This is a genomic window from Flavobacterium koreense, assembly GCF_054776075.1.
Genome location: NZ_BAAHCF010000029.1, coordinates 77,872 through 100,343, shown reverse-complemented (window position 1 = coordinate 100,343; position 22,472 = coordinate 77,872). Strand labels below are relative to the sequence as shown.

Sequence of the window (22,472 nt, the reverse complement as noted above, 5' to 3'; positions counted from 1 at the left end):
TATGAACAAAAGCAATCTTTGGTCGCTACGATTAGGTTTTTCTGGAAAACAAGCGCAACTTATAGAAGAATTAGGATTTGAAAAATTCCTAAATCAATCTTATGCAACTACATTCGAAAAAACACTTCCAACATTTCTTGACGACGAGCCAAAAACCATTGCTGAGTTGAAAGAACTTCGTCAATCAATTAAAAACGGAACTGCAGATGACCAAAAGAAAGTTATCAAAAAGCAAATCAAAAATGCTACCGAATTGAAAAAATGGTGGATTGATAAATTTCTAACAGAAAAATTTCCGTTGAGAGAAAAGATGACCTGCTTTTGGCACAATCATTTTGTGGCAACTTCTCAAAAAGTAAAATCTACCTACTGGATTTACCAACACAATATGATTTTGAGAGAAAATGCCTTTGGAAACTTCAAAGAAATCACCAAACTGATTGTAAAATCGAATGCAATGGTTCGTTATTTGGATAATGTTGACAATCGAAAAGATAAAATCAATGAGAATTTAAGTAGAGAATTATTGGAACTTTTCACCATTGGAATTGGAAATTACACAGAAAATGATATTAAAGAAGGTGCAAAAGCATTGGCTGGATTAAATCTTGGCGAAGAAAGTGCCGTTTACAGAAGATTTTTTGAAGATAATTCCACCAAAACCTATTTTGGGAAAAAAGGAAATTTTAAAGCTGATGATTTAGTCGATATCATATTTGAACAAAAAAACACTCCTTATTTAATAACCAGAAAAATATTAAAATGGTTTATTTATGATAATCCATTAGAAGATTTAGTAGTTTATTATGGTGATTATTTCAGAAAAATGAATTTTGAAATCAAACCACTTTTAACCAAAATTTTTACCGAAGAATATGCAAAAGAGAATTCTGGAAGCAAAATAAAAGATCCATTAACCTATCTATTTCAATTAACAGACGAGTTAAATATTACAAATTCAAATAGTAATTTAATTAGTTTTTTCTTGAAACAACAAGGAATGGATTTATTCAACCAACCTAATGTTAAAGGTTGGGATGGCGGAAATTCATGGTTAACATCACAAATCTATTTACAAAGAAATAATGCCAGCGATTTACTTTGCAACGGAAGAAACATAAGCCGAAAAGTATTTGACAAAATTCCTGAAGAAGGTGACGAACCTGAAATTAAGTTAGAAAAAATCAACATCAGCATAGATTTTAATAAAAATGGAAATAATAAACAGATAATTTCAGAATTGTCAAACAGATTGCTTTTTCGAGTAGATGAAAATTTGCAAAAAGATATGGAAAATCTTTTGAAATACGATTTTGATGCCAAAGACGCCAATGCTAATTTCGCTGTTTTAAGACTATTCAATTACATTACAAAAACTCCTGAATACCAACTGATTTAAAGCAAAAATTATGAACAGAAGAAACTTTTTATCGCTCACAGGAACGTTCACCGGAGGAATGCTTTTGCTTCCTGATTTTTTACATGCTTTTGGTTCTCAAAATAATTTGGTAATCGGAGAGCAATGTTTGGTTTTTATTCAATTAAATGGTGGAAATGATGGTTTGAATACTTTCATTCCATACGAGAACCCTTTATATTATGACCTTCGAACTAAAATTGCCATCAATAAAAATGATGTAATTGGAAAAAATAAAGGAATGGCTTTTCATCCGGCTTTGAAAGATTTTGCTCAAATGCAACAAAACGGAGATTTGTCAGTAATTCAAAATGTAGGTTATCCAGAACCAGTTCGTTCTCATTTTAGAAGTCAAGAAATTTGGCAAACAGCTACCGATTCTAATAAATATTTGAATGAAGGTTGGCTTGGTCGTTATTTAGATTTGCAATGTAAAGAACACCAACCAACAGCTGGAATTAATTTAGATTCTATTGACAATTTAGCTTTAAAAGGTGTCGAACCCAATTCAATCACAGTAAAAGATCCAAAACGATTTAAAATTAGAAGCGAAAAAGAAGAAAATGTAAAATTATCTGACAATCCACAATTGGATTTTGTTAGAAAAATTGCCAACTCCGTTACAGAAGGTTCAGATGATATTCAAAAAGCATTATCTAAATCAACTGCAGAAATTAGTTATCCAAAAACAGGTTTGGCAAAAAATCTAGAATGGATTTCTCGATTAGTCAAAGGAAATTTGAACTCAAAAGTATATTACACTTCACTTGGCGGATTTGATACACATGACAATCAATTGGACATTCACAAAAGAAAATTAACCGAATTGAACGATGCCATTTTTAGTTTTTATACCGATTTGAAAAAAGCGCAATTACTTCAAAATGTGACGATTGTAGTCTTTTCAGAATTTGGAAGAAGAGTCAAAGACAATGGCAATGGAACCGATCACGGAACAGCAGCACCAATGTTTATTATTGGAGGAAATAACAAATCTAAAATAATAGGAAACAATCCAAATTTATCTGATTTAGACAATGGGGATTTGAAACATCAAATTGATTTTAGAAGTGTTTATGCAACTTTGTTAAAACAAAAAATGAATTTTGATTACTCTAAAATCGGCATCAACAATAAACCACTCGAAGGATTATTCTAAACTTTAAGTAGATAAACTTTTGAACTCATTAACAAAGGACTATCTTTGTCGGCTTTTTAAAAAATAAAAAATGTTAAAGAATAGTGTCCTTAAAGGTGTGATTTTAGTAGGTCTTGGTGCGTCAAGTTACGGAATGCTAGCCACTTTTGTAAAACTTGCTTATCAAGAAAATTATACAACAGCTGAAGTTACCATATCGCAATTCATTTACGGAATTCTCGGAATGCTATTGATTAATGCCTTTCAAAAATCGACTTCTAAAACTGCTGTTGAAAAAGCAACTCCAAAGAACATTTTTCAGTTAATGTTGGCTGGAACTTCTTTAGGAATGACAAGTGTTTTCTACTATTTATGTGTACGCTATATTGATGTATCAATTGCTATTGTCTTATTAATGCAAACTGTTTGGATGGGTGTTTTATTAGAATGGTTTCTTGAAAAAAGAAAACCATCTACTCAAAAAACTATTGCTGTATTGATAGTACTATTAGGTACCATTTTAGCTACAAATATTTTAAATAGTAAAGTAGCCATAGACTGGAGAGGTATTTTTTGGGGATTACTAGCTGCTGCTTCATTTACAACAACGATGTTCACCGCCAATAGAATTGCTTTAGGAATCTCATCTGCGCAAAGAAGTTTATATATGCTATTGGGCGGAGCGATTATCGTTTTTGGATTCGCATTATTTACACAAAATACACCTTTCAATTTTGATATTTTCTTAAAATGGGGAATCTTCTTAGCCTTATTTGGAACTATCATTCCTCCTATTCTTATGAATGCTGGATTTCCTATTACTGGAATTGGTCTTGGCAGTATTGTTTCTGCACTCGAACTACCTGTTTCTGTGCTAATGGCCTATATTATACTAAGTGAAACAGTAGTTTTCATTCAATGGATTGGTATAATTTTAATCATTATTGCCATTATTATTATGAATATTAAATCTAATTTTTTGTCAAAAAACCAATAAGTTTGTCAAACTAATTCTACAAGTTCATTTTTTTTGTTAATTTTTATTTACATTCGTAAAACAAAACAACAAACTAAATGGACAAACCTTGGCACCTTTATGTCATGGCAGTGTTTTACATACTCGCCGGAATCAATCATTTTAGAAAGCCTGAAGTATATTATAAAATAATTCCTCCTTTCTTAACAAATAAAAAATTCATAAACGAATTAAGTGGTTTATTAGCAATAATGTTTGGAATATACTTATGTATACCTATTTTTTCAAACTTGGCAGCAATTTCAATAATAATACTTTTACTACTTATTTTTCCTGCTAATATCTATATGCTAATTAACCCAAAAGCTAGTTTAGGTCTTCCTAAATGGCTATTGTACTTGAGAATACCATTACAATTTATTCTCATGCTTTGGGCATATCAATATGCAGATTTCACAAGAATTATATAGAAATAAATAATAACTAAACTAAATAAATATGAAAAAACTATTAGCAGAATTTTTTGGAACTTATTGGCTTGTTTTTGGCGGATGCGGTAGCGCATTATTTGCAGCAGGATACGTAACTCCTACTGGTGTCCATTTAGGTATTGGATTCTTAGGTGTAGCTTTGGCTTTTGGACTTACTGTGTTAACAATGGCTTATGCTGTTGGTCATATCTCTGGCGGACATTTTAATCCAGCTGTATCATTTGGACTTTGGGCTAGCGGACGTTTTTCTGCAAAAGACTTAATACCATACATTGTTGCGCAATGTGTTGGAGCTATTGCAGCTGCTGGATCACTTTTTTATATTTGGTCGGGTAAAACTGGAAATGTTATAGACAACACTAGTGCTGGTGCTTTTGCATCTAATGGTTTTGGTAAGTTTTCTCCGGATGGATACTCAATGATTTCATGCTTTACTGCCGAATTTTTGTTAACTATGTTTTTCTTATTAGTAATTCTTGGAGCAACAGATAAATTTGCTAACGGAAAATTTGCCGGAATTGCTATTGGTTTAGCTTTAACTTTAATACATTTAATTAGTATTCCAATTACAAATACTTCTGTAAATCCAGCTCGTTCTCTATCTCAAGCATTGTTTACACAAGGAGAACCTTTAGGACAAGTATGGTTGTTTTGGGTAGCTCCAATATTAGGAGCCATTGTCGGTGGGCTTATATATAAAAATCTTCTTCAAAAAACAGATAACGAATAATTAATTCATCTTAATTAAATTGAAACGACGGAAAATATTCCGTCGTTTTTTTTTATTTTTGAAAGATGAATTCATTATTCCCTTCCGAAAAAATAATTTTTGATTTACCCAATGCAGATATTGCATATTACCCTAATTTCTTTGATGCAGAAAAATCTAAAATGCTTTTTGAAAAACTATTAAATGAAATTCCATGGCAACAAGACAACATTACCGTTTTTGGCAAAACACACCCACAACCTAGATTAACTTGTCTTTTTGGAAACGAAGGTAAGCCCTACTCCTATTCCAATATTGTGATGCAACCTCATCATTGGAATCCATTATTGATGTTTATTAAAAATGAAATTGAAGAAGTTTGTTTTGAAAATTTCACAACTGTATTACTCAATTTATATCGAGATGGTAAAGATAGTAATGGATGGCATGCCGATAATGAAAAGGAATTAGGTCGAAATCCAGTAATTGCCTCTGTAAGTTTTGGAGCCGAACGAAGTTTTCACTTACAACATAATACTATCAGTGATGCTAAACTTAAAATCACTCTAGAAAATGGAAGTCTATTACTTATGAAAGGAGAAACACAACATTTTTGGAAACATCAAATTCCGAAGACTGCCAAAACTTTACAACCAAGAATTAATTTAACCTTTCGCATTATCAAATAATATTTTGATTATTTTTGATAAAAATCAAATTTCTATGAATGACATAATACATTATTTTGAAAGCATTCCCTCTTTACACAGAGCTTTAATTCTTGCTGGTGGAATTGCTATATTTTGGTTGATTGAAAGCGCAATTCCTTTTTTTAAATTTCAATATAATAAATGGCAACATGCCGGAATTAATATCTTTTTTACAATAACTACAATTATAGTAAATTTTGCATTGGCTTTTATTTTATTAAAAACAGCTGATTATACAACTATTAAAGAATTCGGAATATTAAACTGGTTACCAAAAATGAATCCAATAGCTTTTACTGTAGTTGGAATACTTTTATTGGATTTTATTGGAGCTTATTTGGCACATTTTACTGAACACAAAGTAAAATTATTGTGGCGTTTTCATTTAATTCATCATTCAGATACCTACATTGATACCACATCTGGAAATCGTCATCATCCTGGAGAAAGTGTAATTCGATTTGTTTTTACAACTTTAGGAGTTCTTATTGTAGGTAGTCCAATGTGGATGGTATTTATGTACCAAACACTATCAGTTGTTGCAACTCAATTTACTCATGCCAATATTTGTTTGCCAAAAAAATTAGATAAAGTCATGAGTTACATATTAGTTTCACCAGATATGCATAAAATTCATCATCATTACAAACTTCCTTATACTGATAGTAATTATGGAAATATCTTCTCAATTTGGGATAGAATTTTTGGGACATTTAGCTATATGGAAAGAGAAACTATCATTTATGGAGTTGACACACACATGGATCCAAATGAGAATAATAAACTTGTTAGTTTGTTGAAAATTCCATTTCAGAAAACTCGTATACCACAAGAAGAATAAAATTTTTATAAACAAATTAAAAAGTAATTATTTTTTTTCTTAATATTGGTATATAAATTGATTGATAAAAAAGAACTAACATTAAAATTGTGCTTTTCGACTAATGAAAAAAAGTAAAAGAGTAGAACTTGACGACGAACAATTAGAGCGAGTTGTAAGTATGGCTCAAGAGGAGAGAAAACCTTTTGAAGTATTAAAAGCTGAATTTGGAATAACTGAAAATGAAGTTACCGAATTGATGCGAAAAAGATTATCCAAAGACAATTTTGAACTTTGGAAGAAAAAAGTTGCAGCAAGTAAACCAAAGCCAAAACCAATGGTTGATGATGACTTTGACGATTTAGATGGTAAATATTACATGAAAAATAAATTTGATTAAGACATAATCAGATAACTTCCAAGCGATAAGAAATTATCGCTTTTTTTATTTTATAACATTCTTTATTTACTGACTTAAAAAACATTTTAATAAATTTATTTAAAATAAATATTAATTTTATTAATTATTAATTAAATATAATTTAATTTTGTTTATTATAATTTCAATATTATGCAACCAAAACTTCCAGTTCAATGTCCAAGTTGTGAAAGTTCTCTTTCAGTAACACAATTAAGTTGTAGCAATTGCGCTACATCTGTTTCTGGTAATTATTCCCTTCCATTACTGCTTCAAATTACCGAAGAAGAGCAGAATTTTATCTTACAATTTTTTCTAACCAGCGGTAGTTTAAAAGAAATGGCTACTCAAATGGGAAATAGTTATCCAACTGTAAGAAACAAATTGGATGATATTATCAACAAAATAAATCACTTAAAATCCAAACAATAAGTATGAAAAAAATAATATTTAATCCTTTTCAAAACTATTCCGAAAAGCAATTAATAACATTTGGAATTTTAGCAGGTATCATCGGATGCTTTCTAGCACTTGCCTTTAATGGACGATTCGATGGTGTTCTTGATTTACATTTTATAGAAAAAACATCTATTGCAACAACAGCAATTGATTTAACAATAAATATTTTTATTCTATCAGCACTTTTATTTCTTGTTGGCAAAATAGTAAATAAAAAAACACGCTTTATTGACATTATAGCAACAAGCCTAATTGCAAAAATTCCTTTTTACTTCCTATTATTTTTCAATGTAAACAACAAAATGTATTTGGTTACTGAAAAACTAATAAATATGGTTTCAAAAAACAAACAAATCAATATTGAAAATTCAGAAATGGCTCTACTTGTATTTTCTGGAATTGCAACATTTGCCTGCTTAATTTGGTCAATAATCCTTCTTTTCAATGGATTCAAAACTGCAACCAACTCAAAAGAAGCAAAACATATTTTACTTTTTGCTTTAGCAATAATTCTAGCTGAAGTGATATCAAAAATTATAATACTAAAACTAAACTATTAGATAAAATGAAAAAAGCATCAATAACAATCGTTATATTCTTCTTGTCGTTAACAACTTTCGGACAAGATATTACAGGTAAATGGTATGGATTATTAAAAGTTCCAGGAGCTCAATTACCTATTGAAATTAATGTTACCAAAACTGAAAATGGTTATAAATCAACAATGGACAGTCCTGAGCAAAAAGCATTTGGCATACCAATTACAACAACAAGTTTTGAAAATGCTACTTTCAAATTTGCAATTCCAGCAGGTAGAATTGAATATGAAGGAACTTTTGAAAACAATAAAATAAAAGGAATTTTCAAACAAGTTGGACAAAGTTTCCCAATGGAATTATCTAGAGAAAAAGTGGTAAAAGTGGCTTTGGTTAGACCACAAGAACCAAAAAAACCTTATCCTTACTATACTGAAGAAGTTACTTTTGAAAACAAAAAAGACGGAGTAACACTTGCTGGAACTTTAACACTACCTAGCAAAGAAGGAAACTTTCCAGTAGTAATACTAATTACGGGAAGTAGTCCACAAAATCGTGATGAAGAACTTCTTGGGCATAAACCTTTTTTAGTAATTTCAGATTATTTAACAAGAAACGGAATTGGCGTTTTACGATACGACGACAGAGGAACTGCTTCATCTAAAGGAAATTATGCCTCTTCAACAACTTTAGACTTTTCTTATGATACAGAAGCAGCAGTAAACTATTTACTTAGCAGAAAAGAAATAAACAAAAAAAGTATTGGTCTTATTGGTCATAGTGAAGGAGGCGTTGTAGCTCCAATGGTAGCTAGTAGAAACAAGAATGTAAGTTTTATTGTATTACTTGCAGGAACTGGGTTGAGAGGCGATAAATTACTTTTATTACAACAAGAATTAATTTCAAGAGCTGATGGTACAACTGAAGAAAACATAAACGAGGGAAAACTTTTCAATGAAAAAATATTTGATTTAATAATTAAATCTACTGATGATTCTATACTTAATGCTGATTTAACCAATCTTTTTGAAGAGGCAATTAGTAAAACTCCTAATATAAAATATCCTGAAGGAATGACTAAAGATCAATACATTAAATTTCAAATAAATCAATATACAGAAACATGGATAAAATATTTTATAAAACTAGATCCAAGTATTGCCTTAGAAAAAGTAAAATGTCCAGTTCTTGCACTTAATGGATTAAAAGATTTGCAAGTTCCAGCAAAAGAAAATTTGGAAGCCATAAAAAATGCTTTAGCTAAAGCTAAAAACAAAAAAGTTACAATCAAAGAACTTCCTAATCTAAATCATTTGTTTCAAGAATGTACAACAGGTGCTCCAAGTGAATATGATAAAATTGAACAAACCATTTCACCAATAGCTTTGACTGAAATATTAAATTGGATAAAAATTCAGGTAAAATAATTTAAATACTTTGTAACAAATCTATTAGATTAGCTACCTATTGTTAGAAATTTTGATACTTTATGAAAAAAATAATCCTATCCTTAGCAGTTGCTACTTTACTTTTCGGTTGTAAACCAACTTCGACAGCAGTTTCTTCTGAAAAATCTGAAGTTGTAGTAAGCATCAACTTAAACGACGTAAAAGATGATAAACTTTTAGTTTCTATTAGTGCACCAACTATCACAACCGATGAAGTTGTATATCACCTACCAAAAATAATTCCGGGAACATATTCTGAGGATGATTATGGGAAATTCATTGATGATATGAAAGCTTTTGATAGTAAAGGAAATGCTTTACAAGTTGAAAAACTAAGCACTAACTCTTGGACTATAAAAGAAGCTAAAAAATTAGATAAAATTACCTATTTAGTTAATGACACTTATGATATTGAAGGCGGAGGTGGATTTGGAAGTGGTGTATTCTCTCCTGCAGGAACAAACATCTTAGAAGGTAAAAATTTCATGCTAAACAATCATGGATTTGTAGGCTATTTTGAAGACAAAAAAGATTTGACTTATAAGCTAAATATTACCCATTCTGAAAATCTTTTTGGAGCTACATCATTAGTCGATTCTGACAGCAGTAATTTATCAGATACTTTTGTTGTTTCAAGATATAATGACTTAGTAGATAATCCTATAATGTATTCTAAACCTGATTACATTACTTTCAATGTAGACGGAATGGAAATCCTTTTTAGCGTTTATTCACCAAATGAAAAACATACTGCTAAAGCACTTTCTGCTGATTTAGAAAAATGTATGCGTGCTCAAAAGAAATTTTTAGGAGCTGTAAATAGTAATAAAAAATATACTGTCCTTCTTTATCTTTCTGAAATGAAAAAGACTGATGCAAAAGGTTTTGGAGCTTTAGAACATAACAGTTCTACAACAGTAGTTTTTCCAGAAATGATGCCAACTGGTGTATTAGGAAAACAAATTATTGATGTAGTATCGCACGAGTTCTTTCATATTGTAACACCACTTGGAGTTCACTCTAATGAAATTCATTACTTCGATTTTAATTCACCTAAAATGTCACAACATTTATGGATGTATGAAGGTGTTACCGAATATTTTGCAAACTTATTTCAAGTAAACCAAGGTTTAATTACTGAAGATGCATTTTACAGAAGAATGGATGATAAAATAAAGGGTGCAAAACGTATGAATGACACCATGCCTTTTACAACCATGAGTCAAAATGTTCTTGTTGACCCATACAAAGGTCAATATCTAAACGTTTATGAAAAAGGAGCCTTAATTGGAATGTGCATTGACATCATTATCCGTGAAAAAAGTAATGGACAAAGAGGAATCTTAGATATGATGCAAAAACTTACTAATGAATTTGGTCCAACAAAACCATTTAATGACAATGAACTTTTTGCTAGAATAACCGAAATGACTTATCCAGAAGTAGGTGAATTTTTAAATACCTATGTTGCTGGTCCTACTCCAATTCCATATGAAGTTTATTTTGCTAAAGTTGGAATTGCAAAAGGGAAAATTAAAAAAGCGGTAAATCCATTCTTAAACAGTTCTAAATCGGCTGGAATTTCTGGAAACCCAACAACCAAAGAAATCATAGTTAGAAACAATACAGAATTAAGTACTTTTATGACCAATATCGGATTGAAAGCGGATGATGTCATTCTTTCATTAAATGGTACTAACTACAATCTTGATACTTTGTCTGAAATGATGACTGCTTCTCAAAACTGGAAAGACGGTGAGAATGTAACTATAAAAGTAAAACGAGATGGTAAAGAACAAACATTGACTGGTAAAGCAATCTTGTCTTACCAAGAGTCTGAAGGCTATCAAGTAGTGGAACCAGCAAAACAAACTTTAAAAGAAGCTTGGTTAAAAGGATAAACTTGAATATATCCATTTTTTAAATCCTCAATTTATGCAATAGATTGAGGATTTTTTTATTATTTTGCCGAAAATAAAATAAACCATGCAAAAAATAATTATTGCTTTACTAGCACTTGTAGTAATCACTTCATGTTCTGAAAAAAAATCAGACAAAAACCTTCAAATAACCGGTAATATTAAAGGTTTAAAAAAAGGAACTTTATACATTCAAAGAATTAAAGACACTACTCTTGTAGCTATTGATACCATTATTATTGATGGTGACTCTCATTTTACAAGCGAAATGAATATTGATTCACCAGAAATGCTTTACCTTTTCTTAGATAGAGGAGTTTCTAATTCTGTTGACAACAATCTTCCGTTCTTTGTTGAACCAGGAAAAATTAATATTGAATCATCTTTAGAATTTTTTACTGCTGACGCAAAAATTACAGGTTCTAAAAATCAAGAGTTATATGACGAATACAAAAAAGTAGTATCGCGTTACGTAGATGAAAATTTAGAATTAGTTAAAAAAAGGTTTACTGCGTTTAAAAATAAAAACACTGCAGAATTAGCCAAAATTCAAGTAGAACAAGATAATATCTTAAAGAGAAAATATCTTTACACAACAAATTTTGCTGTTAACAATGCAAGTCATGCTGTTGCTCCTTATGTAGCCGTTGCAGAAATCTACGATATCAATTTAAAATATCTTGATACCATTCAAAAATCACTTACGCCAGAAATTTCAAAATCGATTTACGGAAAACAATTAAAACAATTAATTGAAGAAAGAAAGAAGTTAGAAGAAACTAAATAAAAAAAATGCCGTTCAAAATTTTGAACGGCATTTTTTTTATTAATCTTCTCCATAAGGAGGTTTACATGTTGGATCTAAATGTCTTCTTAATCTTTCTGGATCAGTAAAATCTGCTTGTACTCCTTGAATCGTGTTAGTAGAAGTATTAAATCCAGTAAACTTTCTCGGAATACCTCTTCTTTCATCTATAGGAGTTGCAGTATTATCAACTGCAGCGCCATTAAATGGATAATAATAAGTATTAACAATTATATTTGGAGCAACTCCTGAAGTTATGGTATATTTTCTTTCAAGCTTAGTAGGAATACCATCAGCATCATCATCTATATCTAACATATTTGGTGTTCCATCTCCATCAGTATCGTAAATTTCTACGTCTCCATCTCCATCATAATCATATCCTAAAAATGGATTCTCTCTCCATCTAAATTTTACATTATTCGGCGATAAAAGATCAGCAGGATTAGAAGGTGCATTAGAACTTAACCATCTTTCATCTTTAGATAAAATTCCATCTCTATCATGATCACGATATCTTAATTCATATAATTTAAAGCTAAAAATTATTGGAGCGTAAGAAGGAATGGAACCAGCACCATTATTATAATATGCTAAACCAGATGGCAAAAACATAACACCTGCACCAAAATTGTTAAATGTAATCGGGTTTGAACCAGAAGCTACGGTATAAGTCCCTGTTTTAAAACGTGGCATAATATGCGTCCAACCAGTAATGACATCTTGCAAACCAAACCAAACAGGGTTTGTAGCTTCATCAAATTGATCGTCGGTCAATCTAGTTCCTCTATAAGAAACGTAAACAGAATCTACTTGTGTTGGTCGTCTACCATTTACAGCATCACCTTCTCTAAACTTAATATAATATACTTTATACTCAATACCATCCTCTTTTACAAGAGTATCTTTAAGTGGATATAATGTTTGCGCTCTAATAGATTGTTGAGTTCCACCAGTAGGAATTTCAGTAAAAGTCACATCAAAATTTGTTGGATCAACTGTCATGTAATGCGTATCGATGTAATCATCAATTGAGTCAATATCAGCTGCATATTGTTCTGCATAATCTCTTAATGGCGTTACTGGGTCATCACTCTTGCTACAAGATGCTAAAAGACCACAAAATACTACTGCTGAAAGTATTTTAAAAATATTATTCATTATTAATCAATTTTAAGTGCGCAAGATACAATATTGATTTATTTTTGTAAACTATTTAACGTTGATTTTAGATATTTTTATGAGAGTAGATAAATACCTATGGTGTGTTCGATATTATAAAACCCGAAATATGGTTACTGAAGCTTGTAAAAAGAACCATATAACTGTGAATGGTCAAGTTGCCAAAGCATCTAAAGAGGTTTTCCCGAGCGATAAAATTACCTTTAGAAAAGACCAAATTACTCATATAATTTCTGTTTTGGATGTTCCTGCCAATCGTGTTGGCGCAAAACTTGTTGATGTTTATCGAAAAGATGAAACTCCAGCCGAATCTTTTGCTCATTTAGAATTATTAAAATTATCAAAAGAACATTACAGAAAAACTGGAACTGGTCGACCAACTAAAAAAGACCGACGCGATTTGGATGACATAGAATTTAGTACTGATATTGATGAAACTGAATAGCAACTATTGGGAAGAACGTTATCAGAATAACGAAATTGGTTGGGATATTGGCACTATCTCAACTCCTTTAAAAGAATACATCGACCAAATTGAAGACAAATCCATCAAGATTTTAATTCCAGGAGCAGGAAATAGTCATGAATTTGATTACTTAATGGACAATGGTTTTCAAAATGTTTTTGTGTTAGATTTTGCCCAATCTCCTTTGGATAACATTCAAAAAAGAGTACCTAATTGTAATCCAAATCAACTAATAAAATCAGATTTTTTTGAACATGAAAACAACTATGATTTAATTATTGAACAAACCTTCTTTTGTGCCTTAGAACCTTCTTTAAGAAAAGATTATGTCCAAAAAATGAAAGAGTTATTAAATCCAAATGGAAAATTAGCAGGATTGTTATTTCAATTTCCTTTAACCGAAGTTGGTCCGCCTTTTGGTGGTTCGAAAGAAGAATATAGTTCTTTATTTGAAAATGATTTCTATTTAAAAACATTAGAAACTGCACATAATTCAATAAAACCTAGACAAGGAAACGAACTCTTTTTTATATTTACAAAAAAATAAAACCATGAGCCAAAATATCATTCTTACACATCAAGAAATTGAACATAAAATTAAGAGAATTGCTTATCAAATTTATGAAACTTTCGTAGAGGAAGAAAGCATTGTTTTGGCAGGAATAGCTTCCAATGGTTATGTTTTAGCAGAAAAACTAGCGGTTTCTTTACATTCAATTTCACCAATCAAAGTAATTTTATGCGAAGTAAAAATCGATAAAACAAATCTAAATTCAGAAATAACTACCTCAATCTCAAAAGAAGAATATCAAAATAAAGGCATTGTTTTAGTTGATGATGTATTGAATTCAGGTTCAACGTTAATGTATGGCGTGAAGCATTTCTTGGATGTTCCTTTAAAGAAATTCAAAACTGCGGTTTTAGTAGATAGAAACCATAAAAAATATCCAATAAAAGTTGATTTTAAAGGAATTTCGCTTTCAACATCTTCACATGAACATGTTTCTGTTGTATTTGAAGACAATAATAGTTTTGCCGAATTAAGCTAATAAACTTGCAATTTCAGCAACGATTTCATCAATATTTTTACCATCAACATTTACTTTTAAAGTCGCTTGATTGTAGTAAAAACTTCTATCAAAAAGATGTTTTGCTATGAATTCTTTAATTTCATTATCATCTAAATTGGCTATCAAAGGACGCTTTTGTTTTCCTTTTAAAAGACGATTATATAATGTATCAATCGATGCTTTTAAATAGATAGAAACCACGTTATCTCCATTCAATAACTCATGATTATTGAAATAACAAGGTGTTCCTCCACCGGTACTTATGACGCTATTTTTCTCATCTGAAAGTAATTCTAAAAAAAGTTGGTGTTCTTGTTTTCTAAAAAATAATTCGCCTTTGGTAGAAAAAAGTGCTTCGATAGACATTTCGCATTTTTCTTCGATCATTTCATCCAATTCCACGACGGAAAATCCAATCTGTTGTGCTAATTTTTTAGACACAACCGACTTACCGCTTCCCATATAACCTATTAAAACAACTTTTTTCATAAAATAAAACCTTATAAATTAAGGCATTAAGAGATAATATTAAAAAAAGGTAAATTTAAAACAAAATTGCTTTGAAAAATAAATAATATCGCCTTATATTTGCACCCGCATTGAGGAAATGCAATGACTTGGTAGCTCAGTTGGTAGAGCACATCACTTTTAATGATGGGGTCCTGGGTTCGAGCCCCAGCCAGGTCACTTTTTTTTATAAAATTTCTTCAAGCAATGACTTGGTAGCTCAGTTGGTAGAGCACATCACTTTTAATGATGGGGTCCTGGGTTCGAGCCCCAGCCAGGTCACAAAATAAAGTCGAGCATTTTGCTTGGCTTTTTTTATTTACGGCTTCGTGGAGAAATTGGTAGACTTGCTACTTTGAGGTGGTAGTGCTGAAAGGCGTGTGGGTTCGAATCCCATCGAAGTCACGGATGAATGAAATTCCAAGTTAAAATTTAAAGTTATTTAAGTTTTGGCTTGGATTTTTTTGTTTTTAATGAGGTTTGTTTTTAGTATATTTGATTTTTATTAATACTGTAGCTGCTATTTATAAGTTAGTGGCAACCGCTCAAAAAACTTACCGCAAACAATATGAAAAGAAACATTGTACTTTTATTATCAATATGCATATTGCTGCTCAACTGTAAAAAGAAGAATTCTACTGTAACAGAAAATAGTTTAAAGAAGGATTCCGCTGTAATAGAAAATAAAGTTGTTACCGAATCTGATTCCGAAAAATATTGGGACGCTGATACTTTACTTATTCAAAAATATAAATCCGACTCAGAAAATGAAATCGAATTGCGAGGAAGTCAATCAAAAGATTTATACTATTTGAATATCAAGACTAAATCTGGAAAAATATACAGATATCAAATTGCAGATAATCCTTATGCAGCTTCACATTCACTCATTGAATGGGACAATTCCGACTATGTGTTTGTTCGTCAAGGTTGCGGCACAATGTGCTGGAATGGAAAGCTCTTAAATATAAGTGGTAAAGAAAAGGTTAGTGACTTTCTATTTTATCTTTATTCCGATAGTATCAAAAATTATATAGCTTTTGCTGATTCAATTGACACAAAGAAAATAATTCTGCAAAATCTAAAAACATTAAAGAAGAGAGAAATCAGTTTAGATTTATGTGAAGAAGCAGTGATGCCCAATTTAACAATAGACACTATTTATGAAACGGGAAACAAAAGTTTACTTATTAGGTATACGAAAGGAAACTGTAAAGATAAAAGTGAAACTCAGATAAAGTTACCATAGCGGCAGCCACTAACAGCGGTTTCAAGAGACTGCGAAATATCCGGTAAATTCATATTTTTCTATCGCAGGAATTTTTATCTTAGCCGAAAGTACGCGGTTACGAAGTTCGCAGCCTCTTGAAGCCGCGGAACGTTAAAACCTTCAAAAATTTCCTAATTCCCAACCCAATTTCCCAAATAATTCCAAAATTTTATCATTTGTTTAATTTTTTTAGTACTTTTGTTTAACAAAAATATTAAAACAATGAACAGTGTTAAAAATACTTTCAGCATAAAAGACTTAGAAAACCTATCTGGAATCAAGGCGCACACCATTAGAATATGGGAAAAACGATATAATGTTTTGGAACCAATGCGTACGGATACCAACATTCGTTTTTATGATTTGAATGCGTTGCAAAAACTTTTGAATATTACATTGTTGCACGATTATGGCTATAAAATTTCGAAAATTTCAAAAATGTCTCAAGAAAAAATTCCTGAATTAGTTCGCGATATTGTTTCTGCTAAAAGTGCTAAAAGTCATGCTATAAGTTCTTTTAAATTGGCTATGATGAATTTTGATCAAACGCTATTTTTCAATACTTACGACACTTTACTTTCTGAAAAATCATTTAGAGAAGTTTTCTTTGAAGTCTTCATTCCATTGATGGAAGAAATTGGTTTTCTTTGGCAATCTGATACGATTACGCCAGCGCACGAACATTTTATTAGTTATCTAATAAAATTGAAATTACTTACTAATACAGAGAAAATTCAGACACAAAAACCAACCAAAGAAGACAGATTATTCGTACTATATCTACCTATGAATGAAATTCATGAATTGGGATTGATGTATTTGAATTATGACATTCTTTTGAATGGTTACAAAACCATTTACCTTGGCGAAAGTGTTCCCATGGAAAGTTTAAAAGATTTAAAAAAATACTTCAATAACATCACTTACATTTGTTACATGACGGTTGAGCCCGAAAAAGCTAATGTAAATAATTACATCAAAGAATTAAAAGAGCAAATTCTAGACGATACTTCTGAACTATGGTTGATGGGAAGAATGACAGAACACGTTGACCAAAAGAACTTAAATAACAAGATTAGACAGTTTAAAACAATAAATGAACTAGTTGAAAACTTATAAAATTTTCATAAAAATTTTTTATTGTTTAACTTTTTACTATTTTTGTTAAACAATATGAGAAAAAATATAAAAATAATAGGTTCAGGATTTTCAGCTTTGGCTGCAGCTTGCTATTTGGCAAAAGAAGGCAACAAAGTAACTATCTATGAAAAAAACAGCACCATTGGTGGTAGAGCTAGACAACTAAAGAAAGATGGTTTCACTTTTGACATTGGACCAACTTGGTATTGGATGCCCGATGTTTTTGAAAGATTCTTCAATGATTTCGGCAAAAACCCTTCTGATTATTACGAATTAATAAAACTTTCTCCAGCATACCAAGTGTATTTTGGAGTGAATGAATTTGTAACCATTGCAGATAATCTTCCAGAAATTATTACAACTTTCGAGTCTATCGAAAAAGGTAGTGGTGAAAAATTGGCCTCTTTTATGAAAGAAGCGCAAAGCAACTACGAAATTGCCATCAAAGATTTAGTTTATCGTCCAGGAGTTTCTCCTTTGGAATTAATTACAGTTGAAACTGCCTTAAAAGTAAACCAGTTTTTCGGGAATATTTCTAAAGACATTAGACGCCGATTTAAAAACAAAAAGTTAGTTCAAATATTAGAATTTCCTGTTTTGTTTTTGGGTGCAAAACCATCTGACACACCATCTTTCTATAACTTTATGAACTTTGCCGATTTCGGATTGGGAACTTGGCATCCAAAAAACGGAATGTATTCAGTAGTTCTTGCGATGGAACAATTGGCTAAAGAACTTGGTGTTACTATCAATGTGAATTCCAATATTGAAAAAATTGAAGTTACTGATGGAAAAGCGACCGCATTGGTTGTAAATGGCGAAAGAGTTACTGCAGATATTATTTTATCAGGAGCAGATTATCATCATTCAGAAACTTTATTGGATGAAAAACACCGTGCTTATTCAGAAAAATATTGGGAAAAGAAAACTTTCGCACCTTCTTCTCTCCTATTTTACGTAGGTTTTGATAAAAAAATTGCAAATGTAGAACACCATTCATTATTTTTTGACGTAGATTTTGATGTTCATGCACAAGATATTTATGATAATCCGAGATGGCCGAAAGATCCATTGTTTTATGCAAGTTTTCCTTCTAAAACCGATTCAAATTCGGCTCCAGAAGGCAAAGAAGCTGCTATATTTTTGATTCCCTTAGCACCAGGATTGAACGATACAAATGAGTTGCGTGAAATGTATTTTGAAAAAATTATGACACGTTTAGAAAAATTAACAGCGCAAAGTCTAAAAAATAATGTTATCTTTAAGGAGTCCTTCTGTGTAAATGATTTTATAAAAGATTATAATTCTTATAAAGGAAATGCCTACGGAATGGCAAACACGTTATTACAAACAGCATTTTTGAGACCAAAATTGAAAAGTAAAAAAGTTAAAAGTTTATACTTTACAGGACAATTAACAGTTCCTGGACCAGGAGTTCCGCCAGCATTAATTTCGGGAAAACTTGTTGCAGATTTAATAAAAAAACACCGCTAAAATTTAAATAGATGAAATCACTTTTTGACACCGTATCTTTTGAATGTAGCAAGAATGTAACCAAGTCGTACAGCACTTCGTTCTCCTCTGCTGTAAAAATGTTGGCTCCAAGTATCCGACAAGATATTTATAATATTTATGGATTTGTGCGCTTTGCTGACGAAATTGTTGATTCCTTTCACGATTACAACAAAGAAGAGTTATTCAATTTATTTGAAAAAGATTTGGAAGCCGCTTTACAAAGTAAAATCAGTTTGAATCCGATATTAAATTCGTTTCAGCACACGGTTCACAAATATGAAATTCCAAATGATCTGATCGATGCTTTTATGAAAAGTATGAAACTTGATTTGGTTAAATCGGAATACAAAACAAAAGAAGAATACAACGAATACATTTACGGTTCGGCAGATGTTGTAGGTTTGATGTGTTTGAAGGTTTTTGTAAACGGAAACGAAGCAAAATATGAAGAGCTTAAACATTCGGCAATGCGATTGGGTTCGGCTTTTCAAAAAGTAAACTTTCTTAGAGATTTAAAAGCCGATTTTGAAGATTTAAGTCGTACTTATTTTCCGAATACCGATTTAACAAAATTAGACGAAGCTTCAAAAAATGAAATCATTAGAGAAATAGAAGCCGATTTTGAAGCAGGTTACCAAGGAATTGTTGGATTGCCATTGGAAGCTAAATTTGGTGTTTATACAGCTTATATTTATTATAAAAAATTACTTTCAAAATTAAAGAAAACACCTTCAACAGAAATTAAAAATACTAGAATTAGAGTTCATGATTATCAAAAATATGGTCTTTTTGCAAAATGTTATTTCTCTTATAAATTAAATATTATATAAATTATGTGGTTACATATCTTAGTTTTTTTTGTTACTTTTTCCGTCATGGAGTTCATGGCTTGGTTTAGTCACAAATACATTATGCACGGATTTCTTTGGAATCTTCATGCAGACCATCACAACAAAGATCACGATTCGTGGTTTGAAAGAAATGATGCGTTTTTCATCTTTTATGCTGTAGTTAGTATTGGTTTTTTCTTGCTTTGGCAAAATGACATCTTAGAAATAGGTTTAGCTATTGGTTTAGGAATTTTCGCTTATGGATTGGCTTACTTCACAGTTCATGATATTTTTATTCACCAACGCTTTAAAATGTTTAGAAATGCCAATAATCGTTATGCTAAAGCCGTGAGAAGAGCTCACAAAATGCACCACAAACATATTGGAAAAGAACATGGAGAATGTTTTGGAATGTTAGTAGTTCCTTTTAAATATTTCAAACAAAAATAAAAAAATCCGATTCGTAATGAATCGGATTTTGTTTTACAACTAACCTCAATTTTATAATTATTAAATAACTATTTCATTAATCCTTTTAATGCTTCTAATTGCTTCATATCGATATTAGATTCTTTCAAAACCGATAGAAAAGTCATTGCGTCTGCAGGATTCATATCTTTTCCTAAAATTCTAACTACTGCAAATCCGTTATCGCTTTTAGCTCCGTAAAGGATGAATTCATCTATATGGTCTTCATCACCAACAAAACTTATTGAAGCTCCATCTTTACCAGAACCAAATTTCATTAATTGCTGATAATTGGTAGTATCTTTCAAAATCTCATTGATTTTCTTTCTTTCTACATCAAACTCCGATTTATTTTTATCGTTAATTTGATAAGCCAAAATATTCATTTTTTCAAAAGATGACAATGCTTTACTTTGATCTGCTGTTAACTTAGTTTTATCTAAATTCAATATACTTGGAGAAACATCTACAACCACAAAACCAGGTTTTTCTTGATTGTCAACAAAATATTTCTGTAAACTTGGCTCCGAATTACAACTGAATAAAAGTAAACTCAAAGCGATAGCTAAAAAGGTGATTACTCTCATGATATTATTTTTTACCAGCTTTTTTCAACTCGGCACCACCAGGTAAATTCATTTTATCTGTAAGTGCAGAAAGCTCATCTAAATCAAAGTTTCCTGTTAAAGACATCAATACAGACTCTTCTTTTCCTGAACCTTCAATGAACATTAAAAGTTCTTTTACTTGAGATTCGGTTGCACCAGATTTAACATAAATTCTTACTGTTTTACCTTTTTCATTTATTCTCATTAACTCTTCTAATCCAACAGACTTGACATATTTATCAGCAACTGCTTTCATATCGTCACTCTTTTTGTCATTAGCAGTTACAAACACTTTTAAGTTGTCTAACTTCTTGATTAAGTTGATGTATTGTTGTGATTGCTTGTCTTTAGCATCTACTTTACTCAACATGGTAAACATTTTTTTGTTTACAATAATAGTAGTGATATCGTCTTGATTATCAAATTTATCAAAGACTGATTGTGCAAATAATGTATTAGAAACTAATACTAAAGCGATAATTAAAATTAATTTTCTCATGATTTCTATTCGTTTTTTGACTGATTATTTTTTAAAAATTCTGTTTTTTGATTGCTCATATTCATTAATATAACTTACACTTTCTATGCCAGTATTTAAATGTTCTGAAACTAATGCTAAAGCTTTCTCTGTTTGTTGAAGTGCCAACTCCGGATTGTCTTCTGGAGAACAAGCTACAAATTGTTCTTCTTTATCATTATTAAAGTACATCATCGTACCAACACCAAGCATTACCACAACTGATGCTGCAATAGATAACCACAATACGACATTTCGTTTTTTAGTTTGTAGTGGAATTTCTTGCGTAAACTGTTGCTCTTTTGCTTGAGAGAAATAACCAAAAATGGTTTGGTATTGTTTCAAATGCTGCGCAACATCTGTGGAAGAAAAATAAACTTTTAATTCATTTTCTTCGGCAATACTTGTTTCTCCTTCAAAGTATTTGTCTATTAAATTTTCTATTCTATCCAATGCCATAATTATGTGTTTTGGTCATTATTTCTCTAATCGTTTTTCTAGCTCGTGAAAGTGATACTCTAATAGTTGCCTCACTCATGTCTAGTATTTTTGCAATATCTTCAAATTCGTATTGCTCAATGTCTCTCATTTGAATAATCAACTTTTGCTGTTCTGGCAAATCGTTAATTATTTTTTCAACCCAACTCAAACTATCTTCATCCTCTAACTTTTGTTGCAAACTCGCCTGATTGTCAGCGTAATTATTGTGAACAATCGTCATATTACTTGCTCGTTTCGACTTTAATTGATCTAGACAATAATTCTTTGTCATGGTCATTGCCATAGCTTCAACACTTTTCAATTCTGATAGTGTTTCGTTTTTAGTCCACAATTTCACAAGAACTTCCTGAGTTGCATCTTCTGCTTCTTCTGTGCTTACGAGTAGTCGTTTTGCCAATCTAAAGAGTTTATCTTTAAATGGTGAAACTATCTTTATGAACTCGTTTTGTTGCATTTGTTTGGTTGGTTATATAGTGAAGACGAGTCACTATTTATTTTGTTACAAGATACTTTAATTTTTTTACAAAAAAAATAACGCTTTCAAAGAAAATC

The 22,472-nt window shown here is 30.9% G+C and carries 27 protein-coding genes and 3 tRNA genes; 24 read left to right on the top strand and 6 right to left on the bottom strand.

Annotated elements, in window-relative coordinates:
• Window position 1: 1 nt before the first annotated feature.
• The 13 genes from ACYU7A_RS08645 (at window position 2) to ACYU7A_RS08585 (ending at window position 11,828) form a co-directional block, all read left to right on the top strand.
• Window positions 2-1,399 (top strand): DUF1800 domain-containing protein, encoded by a 1,398-nt coding sequence (locus tag ACYU7A_RS08645; protein ID WP_460575777.1) that lies wholly within the window; start codon window positions 2-4, stop codon window positions 1,397-1,399.
• Between the two features lie 10 nt (window positions 1,400-1,409).
• Window positions 1,410-2,576, top strand: a complete 1,167-nt coding sequence (locus ACYU7A_RS08640; RefSeq protein WP_460575775.1) for a DUF1501 domain-containing protein — start codon at window positions 1,410-1,412, stop codon at window positions 2,574-2,576.
• A gap of 70 nt (window positions 2,577-2,646) precedes the next feature.
• The gene (locus ACYU7A_RS08635) at window positions 2,647-3,552 is read left to right on the top strand and encodes a DMT family transporter (RefSeq protein WP_460575773.1); all 906 of its coding nucleotides are present in this window, start codon (window positions 2,647-2,649) and stop codon (window positions 3,550-3,552) included.
• A 77-nt stretch (window positions 3,553-3,629) separates the two neighbouring features.
• Window positions 3,630-4,001 (top strand): DoxX family protein, encoded by a 372-nt coding sequence (locus tag ACYU7A_RS08630; RefSeq protein ID WP_460575771.1) that lies wholly within the window; start codon window positions 3,630-3,632, stop codon window positions 3,999-4,001.
• Window positions 4,002-4,029: 28 nt separating this feature from the next.
• Window positions 4,030-4,752 (top strand): aquaporin Z, encoded by a 723-nt coding sequence (gene aqpZ, locus ACYU7A_RS08625; protein WP_460575769.1) that lies wholly within the window; start codon window positions 4,030-4,032, stop codon window positions 4,750-4,752.
• Between the two features lie 65 nt (window positions 4,753-4,817).
• Window positions 4,818-5,420, top strand: coding sequence for an alpha-ketoglutarate-dependent dioxygenase AlkB family protein (locus tag ACYU7A_RS08620; RefSeq protein ID WP_460575767.1), 603 nt, complete (start codon window positions 4,818-4,820; stop codon window positions 5,418-5,420).
• A 34-nt stretch (window positions 5,421-5,454) separates the two neighbouring features.
• Complete coding sequence (locus tag ACYU7A_RS08615; RefSeq protein WP_460575765.1) at window positions 5,455-6,282, top strand: sterol desaturase family protein; 828 nt, start codon at window positions 5,455-5,457, stop codon at window positions 6,280-6,282.
• Window positions 6,283-6,385: 103 nt separating this feature from the next.
• Window positions 6,386-6,661, top strand: coding sequence for a TIGR03643 family protein (locus ACYU7A_RS08610; protein ID WP_298306501.1), 276 nt, complete (start codon window positions 6,386-6,388; stop codon window positions 6,659-6,661).
• 171 nt (window positions 6,662-6,832) lie between these two features.
• Complete coding sequence (locus ACYU7A_RS08605; protein WP_460575763.1) at window positions 6,833-7,111, top strand: DUF2089 family protein; 279 nt, start codon at window positions 6,833-6,835, stop codon at window positions 7,109-7,111.
• 2 nt (window positions 7,112-7,113) lie between these two features.
• Window positions 7,114-7,698, top strand: a complete 585-nt coding sequence (locus tag ACYU7A_RS08600) for a YIP1 family protein (protein ID WP_460575761.1) — start codon at window positions 7,114-7,116, stop codon at window positions 7,696-7,698.
• 5 nt (window positions 7,699-7,703) lie between these two features.
• A complete protein-coding gene (locus ACYU7A_RS08595; RefSeq protein WP_460575759.1) occupies window positions 7,704-9,101 on the top strand; it encodes an alpha/beta hydrolase family protein in 1,398 nt (465 codons plus the stop codon).
• Window positions 9,102-9,163: 62 nt separating this feature from the next.
• Window positions 9,164-11,023 carry a M61 family metallopeptidase gene (locus ACYU7A_RS08590; RefSeq protein WP_460575756.1) on the top strand — a complete coding sequence of 620 codons (1,860 nt, stop codon included), beginning with the start codon at window positions 9,164-9,166 and terminating at the stop codon, window positions 11,021-11,023.
• A gap of 85 nt (window positions 11,024-11,108) precedes the next feature.
• A complete protein-coding gene (locus tag ACYU7A_RS08585) occupies window positions 11,109-11,828 on the top strand; it encodes a DUF4369 domain-containing protein (RefSeq protein ID WP_460575755.1) in 720 nt (239 codons plus the stop codon).
• Window positions 11,829-11,867: 39 nt separating this feature from the next.
• Here the strand turns inward: ACYU7A_RS08585 and ACYU7A_RS08580 are convergent, their stop codons facing one another.
• Window positions 11,868-13,007, bottom strand: coding sequence for an FKBP-type peptidyl-prolyl cis-trans isomerase (locus ACYU7A_RS08580; protein ID WP_460575753.1), 1,140 nt, complete (start codon window positions 13,005-13,007; stop codon window positions 11,868-11,870).
• Between the two features lie 79 nt (window positions 13,008-13,086).
• Here ACYU7A_RS08580 and ACYU7A_RS08575 point away from each other — a divergent pair, with 79 nt between their 5' ends.
• Genes ACYU7A_RS08575 through ACYU7A_RS08565 form a run of 3 tightly spaced genes read left to right on the top strand, consistent with a single transcriptional unit; the run spans window position 13,087 to window position 14,543 of the window.
• Window positions 13,087-13,473: an RNA-binding S4 domain-containing protein gene (locus ACYU7A_RS08575; RefSeq protein WP_344815116.1), complete on the top strand. Its 387-nt coding sequence runs from the start codon at window positions 13,087-13,089 to the stop codon at window positions 13,471-13,473.
• Complete coding sequence (locus ACYU7A_RS08570) at window positions 13,460-14,041, top strand: methyltransferase domain-containing protein (protein ID WP_344815117.1); 582 nt, start codon at window positions 13,460-13,462, stop codon at window positions 14,039-14,041. Before ACYU7A_RS08575 ends, ACYU7A_RS08570 begins: the two co-directional genes overlap by 14 nt.
• Window positions 14,042-14,045: 4 nt before the next feature.
• Complete coding sequence (locus tag ACYU7A_RS08565) at window positions 14,046-14,543, top strand: phosphoribosyltransferase family protein (protein WP_460575751.1); 498 nt, start codon at window positions 14,046-14,048, stop codon at window positions 14,541-14,543.
• Here the strand turns inward: ACYU7A_RS08565 and ACYU7A_RS08560 are convergent.
• Entirely contained in the window at window positions 14,535-15,053 is a 519-nt protein-coding gene (locus ACYU7A_RS08560) for a shikimate kinase (RefSeq protein WP_460575749.1), read from the bottom strand. The genes ACYU7A_RS08565 and ACYU7A_RS08560 overlap by 9 nt on opposite strands.
• 125 nt (window positions 15,054-15,178) lie before the next feature.
• Here ACYU7A_RS08560 and ACYU7A_RS08555 point away from each other — a divergent pair.
• The 8 genes from ACYU7A_RS08555 (at window position 15,179) to ACYU7A_RS08520 (ending at window position 20,276) form a co-directional block, all read left to right on the top strand.
• Window positions 15,179-15,251: transfer RNA gene (locus ACYU7A_RS08555), tRNA-Lys, on the top strand.
• 29 nt (window positions 15,252-15,280) lie between these two features.
• A tRNA-Lys gene (locus tag ACYU7A_RS08550) sits at window positions 15,281-15,353 on the top strand.
• Window positions 15,354-15,394: 41 nt separating this feature from the next.
• Window positions 15,395-15,476: transfer RNA gene (locus tag ACYU7A_RS08545), tRNA-Leu, on the top strand.
• Between the two features lie 163 nt (window positions 15,477-15,639).
• On the top strand, window positions 15,640-16,320 hold the full coding sequence (locus tag ACYU7A_RS08540; protein WP_460575747.1) for a hypothetical protein: 681 nt from the start codon (window positions 15,640-15,642) through the stop codon (window positions 16,318-16,320).
• A 243-nt stretch (window positions 16,321-16,563) separates the two neighbouring features.
• On the top strand, window positions 16,564-17,460 hold the full coding sequence (locus tag ACYU7A_RS08535) for a MerR family transcriptional regulator (RefSeq protein ID WP_460575745.1): 897 nt from the start codon (window positions 16,564-16,566) through the stop codon (window positions 17,458-17,460).
• Window positions 17,461-17,514: 54 nt separating this feature from the next.
• Window positions 17,515-18,975, top strand: a complete 1,461-nt coding sequence (locus ACYU7A_RS08530; protein WP_460575743.1) for a phytoene desaturase family protein — start codon at window positions 17,515-17,517, stop codon at window positions 18,973-18,975.
• Between the two features lie 11 nt (window positions 18,976-18,986).
• The gene (locus ACYU7A_RS08525; RefSeq protein ID WP_460575741.1) at window positions 18,987-19,826 is read left to right on the top strand and encodes a phytoene/squalene synthase family protein; all 840 of its coding nucleotides are present in this window, start codon (window positions 18,987-18,989) and stop codon (window positions 19,824-19,826) included.
• Window positions 19,827-19,829: 3 nt separating this feature from the next.
• Window positions 19,830-20,276, top strand: coding sequence for a sterol desaturase family protein (locus ACYU7A_RS08520; protein WP_345089942.1), 447 nt, complete (start codon window positions 19,830-19,832; stop codon window positions 20,274-20,276).
• A 68-nt stretch (window positions 20,277-20,344) separates the two neighbouring features.
• Here ACYU7A_RS08520 and ACYU7A_RS08515 read toward each other — a convergent pair whose 3' ends face one another.
• The 4 genes from ACYU7A_RS08515 to ACYU7A_RS08500 are packed head-to-tail and all read right to left on the bottom strand — an operon-like array spanning window position 20,345 to window position 22,374.
• Window positions 20,345-20,881 carry a DUF4252 domain-containing protein gene (locus ACYU7A_RS08515; protein ID WP_460575739.1) on the bottom strand — a complete coding sequence of 179 codons (537 nt, stop codon included), beginning with the start codon at window positions 20,879-20,881 and terminating at the stop codon, window positions 20,345-20,347.
• 4 nt (window positions 20,882-20,885) lie between these two features.
• Window positions 20,886-21,401 carry a DUF4252 domain-containing protein gene (locus tag ACYU7A_RS08510; RefSeq protein WP_345089949.1) on the bottom strand — a complete coding sequence of 172 codons (516 nt, stop codon included), beginning with the start codon at window positions 21,399-21,401 and terminating at the stop codon, window positions 20,886-20,888.
• Between the two features lie 24 nt (window positions 21,402-21,425).
• Window positions 21,426-21,878 carry a hypothetical protein gene (locus ACYU7A_RS08505; RefSeq protein WP_345089952.1) on the bottom strand — a complete coding sequence of 151 codons (453 nt, stop codon included), beginning with the start codon at window positions 21,876-21,878 and terminating at the stop codon, window positions 21,426-21,428.
• Complete coding sequence (locus ACYU7A_RS08500; protein WP_460575736.1) at window positions 21,865-22,374, bottom strand: RNA polymerase sigma factor; 510 nt, start codon at window positions 22,372-22,374, stop codon at window positions 21,865-21,867. Before ACYU7A_RS08500 ends, ACYU7A_RS08505 begins: the two co-directional genes overlap by 14 nt.
• Between the last annotated feature and the right edge of the window lie 98 nt (window positions 22,375-22,472).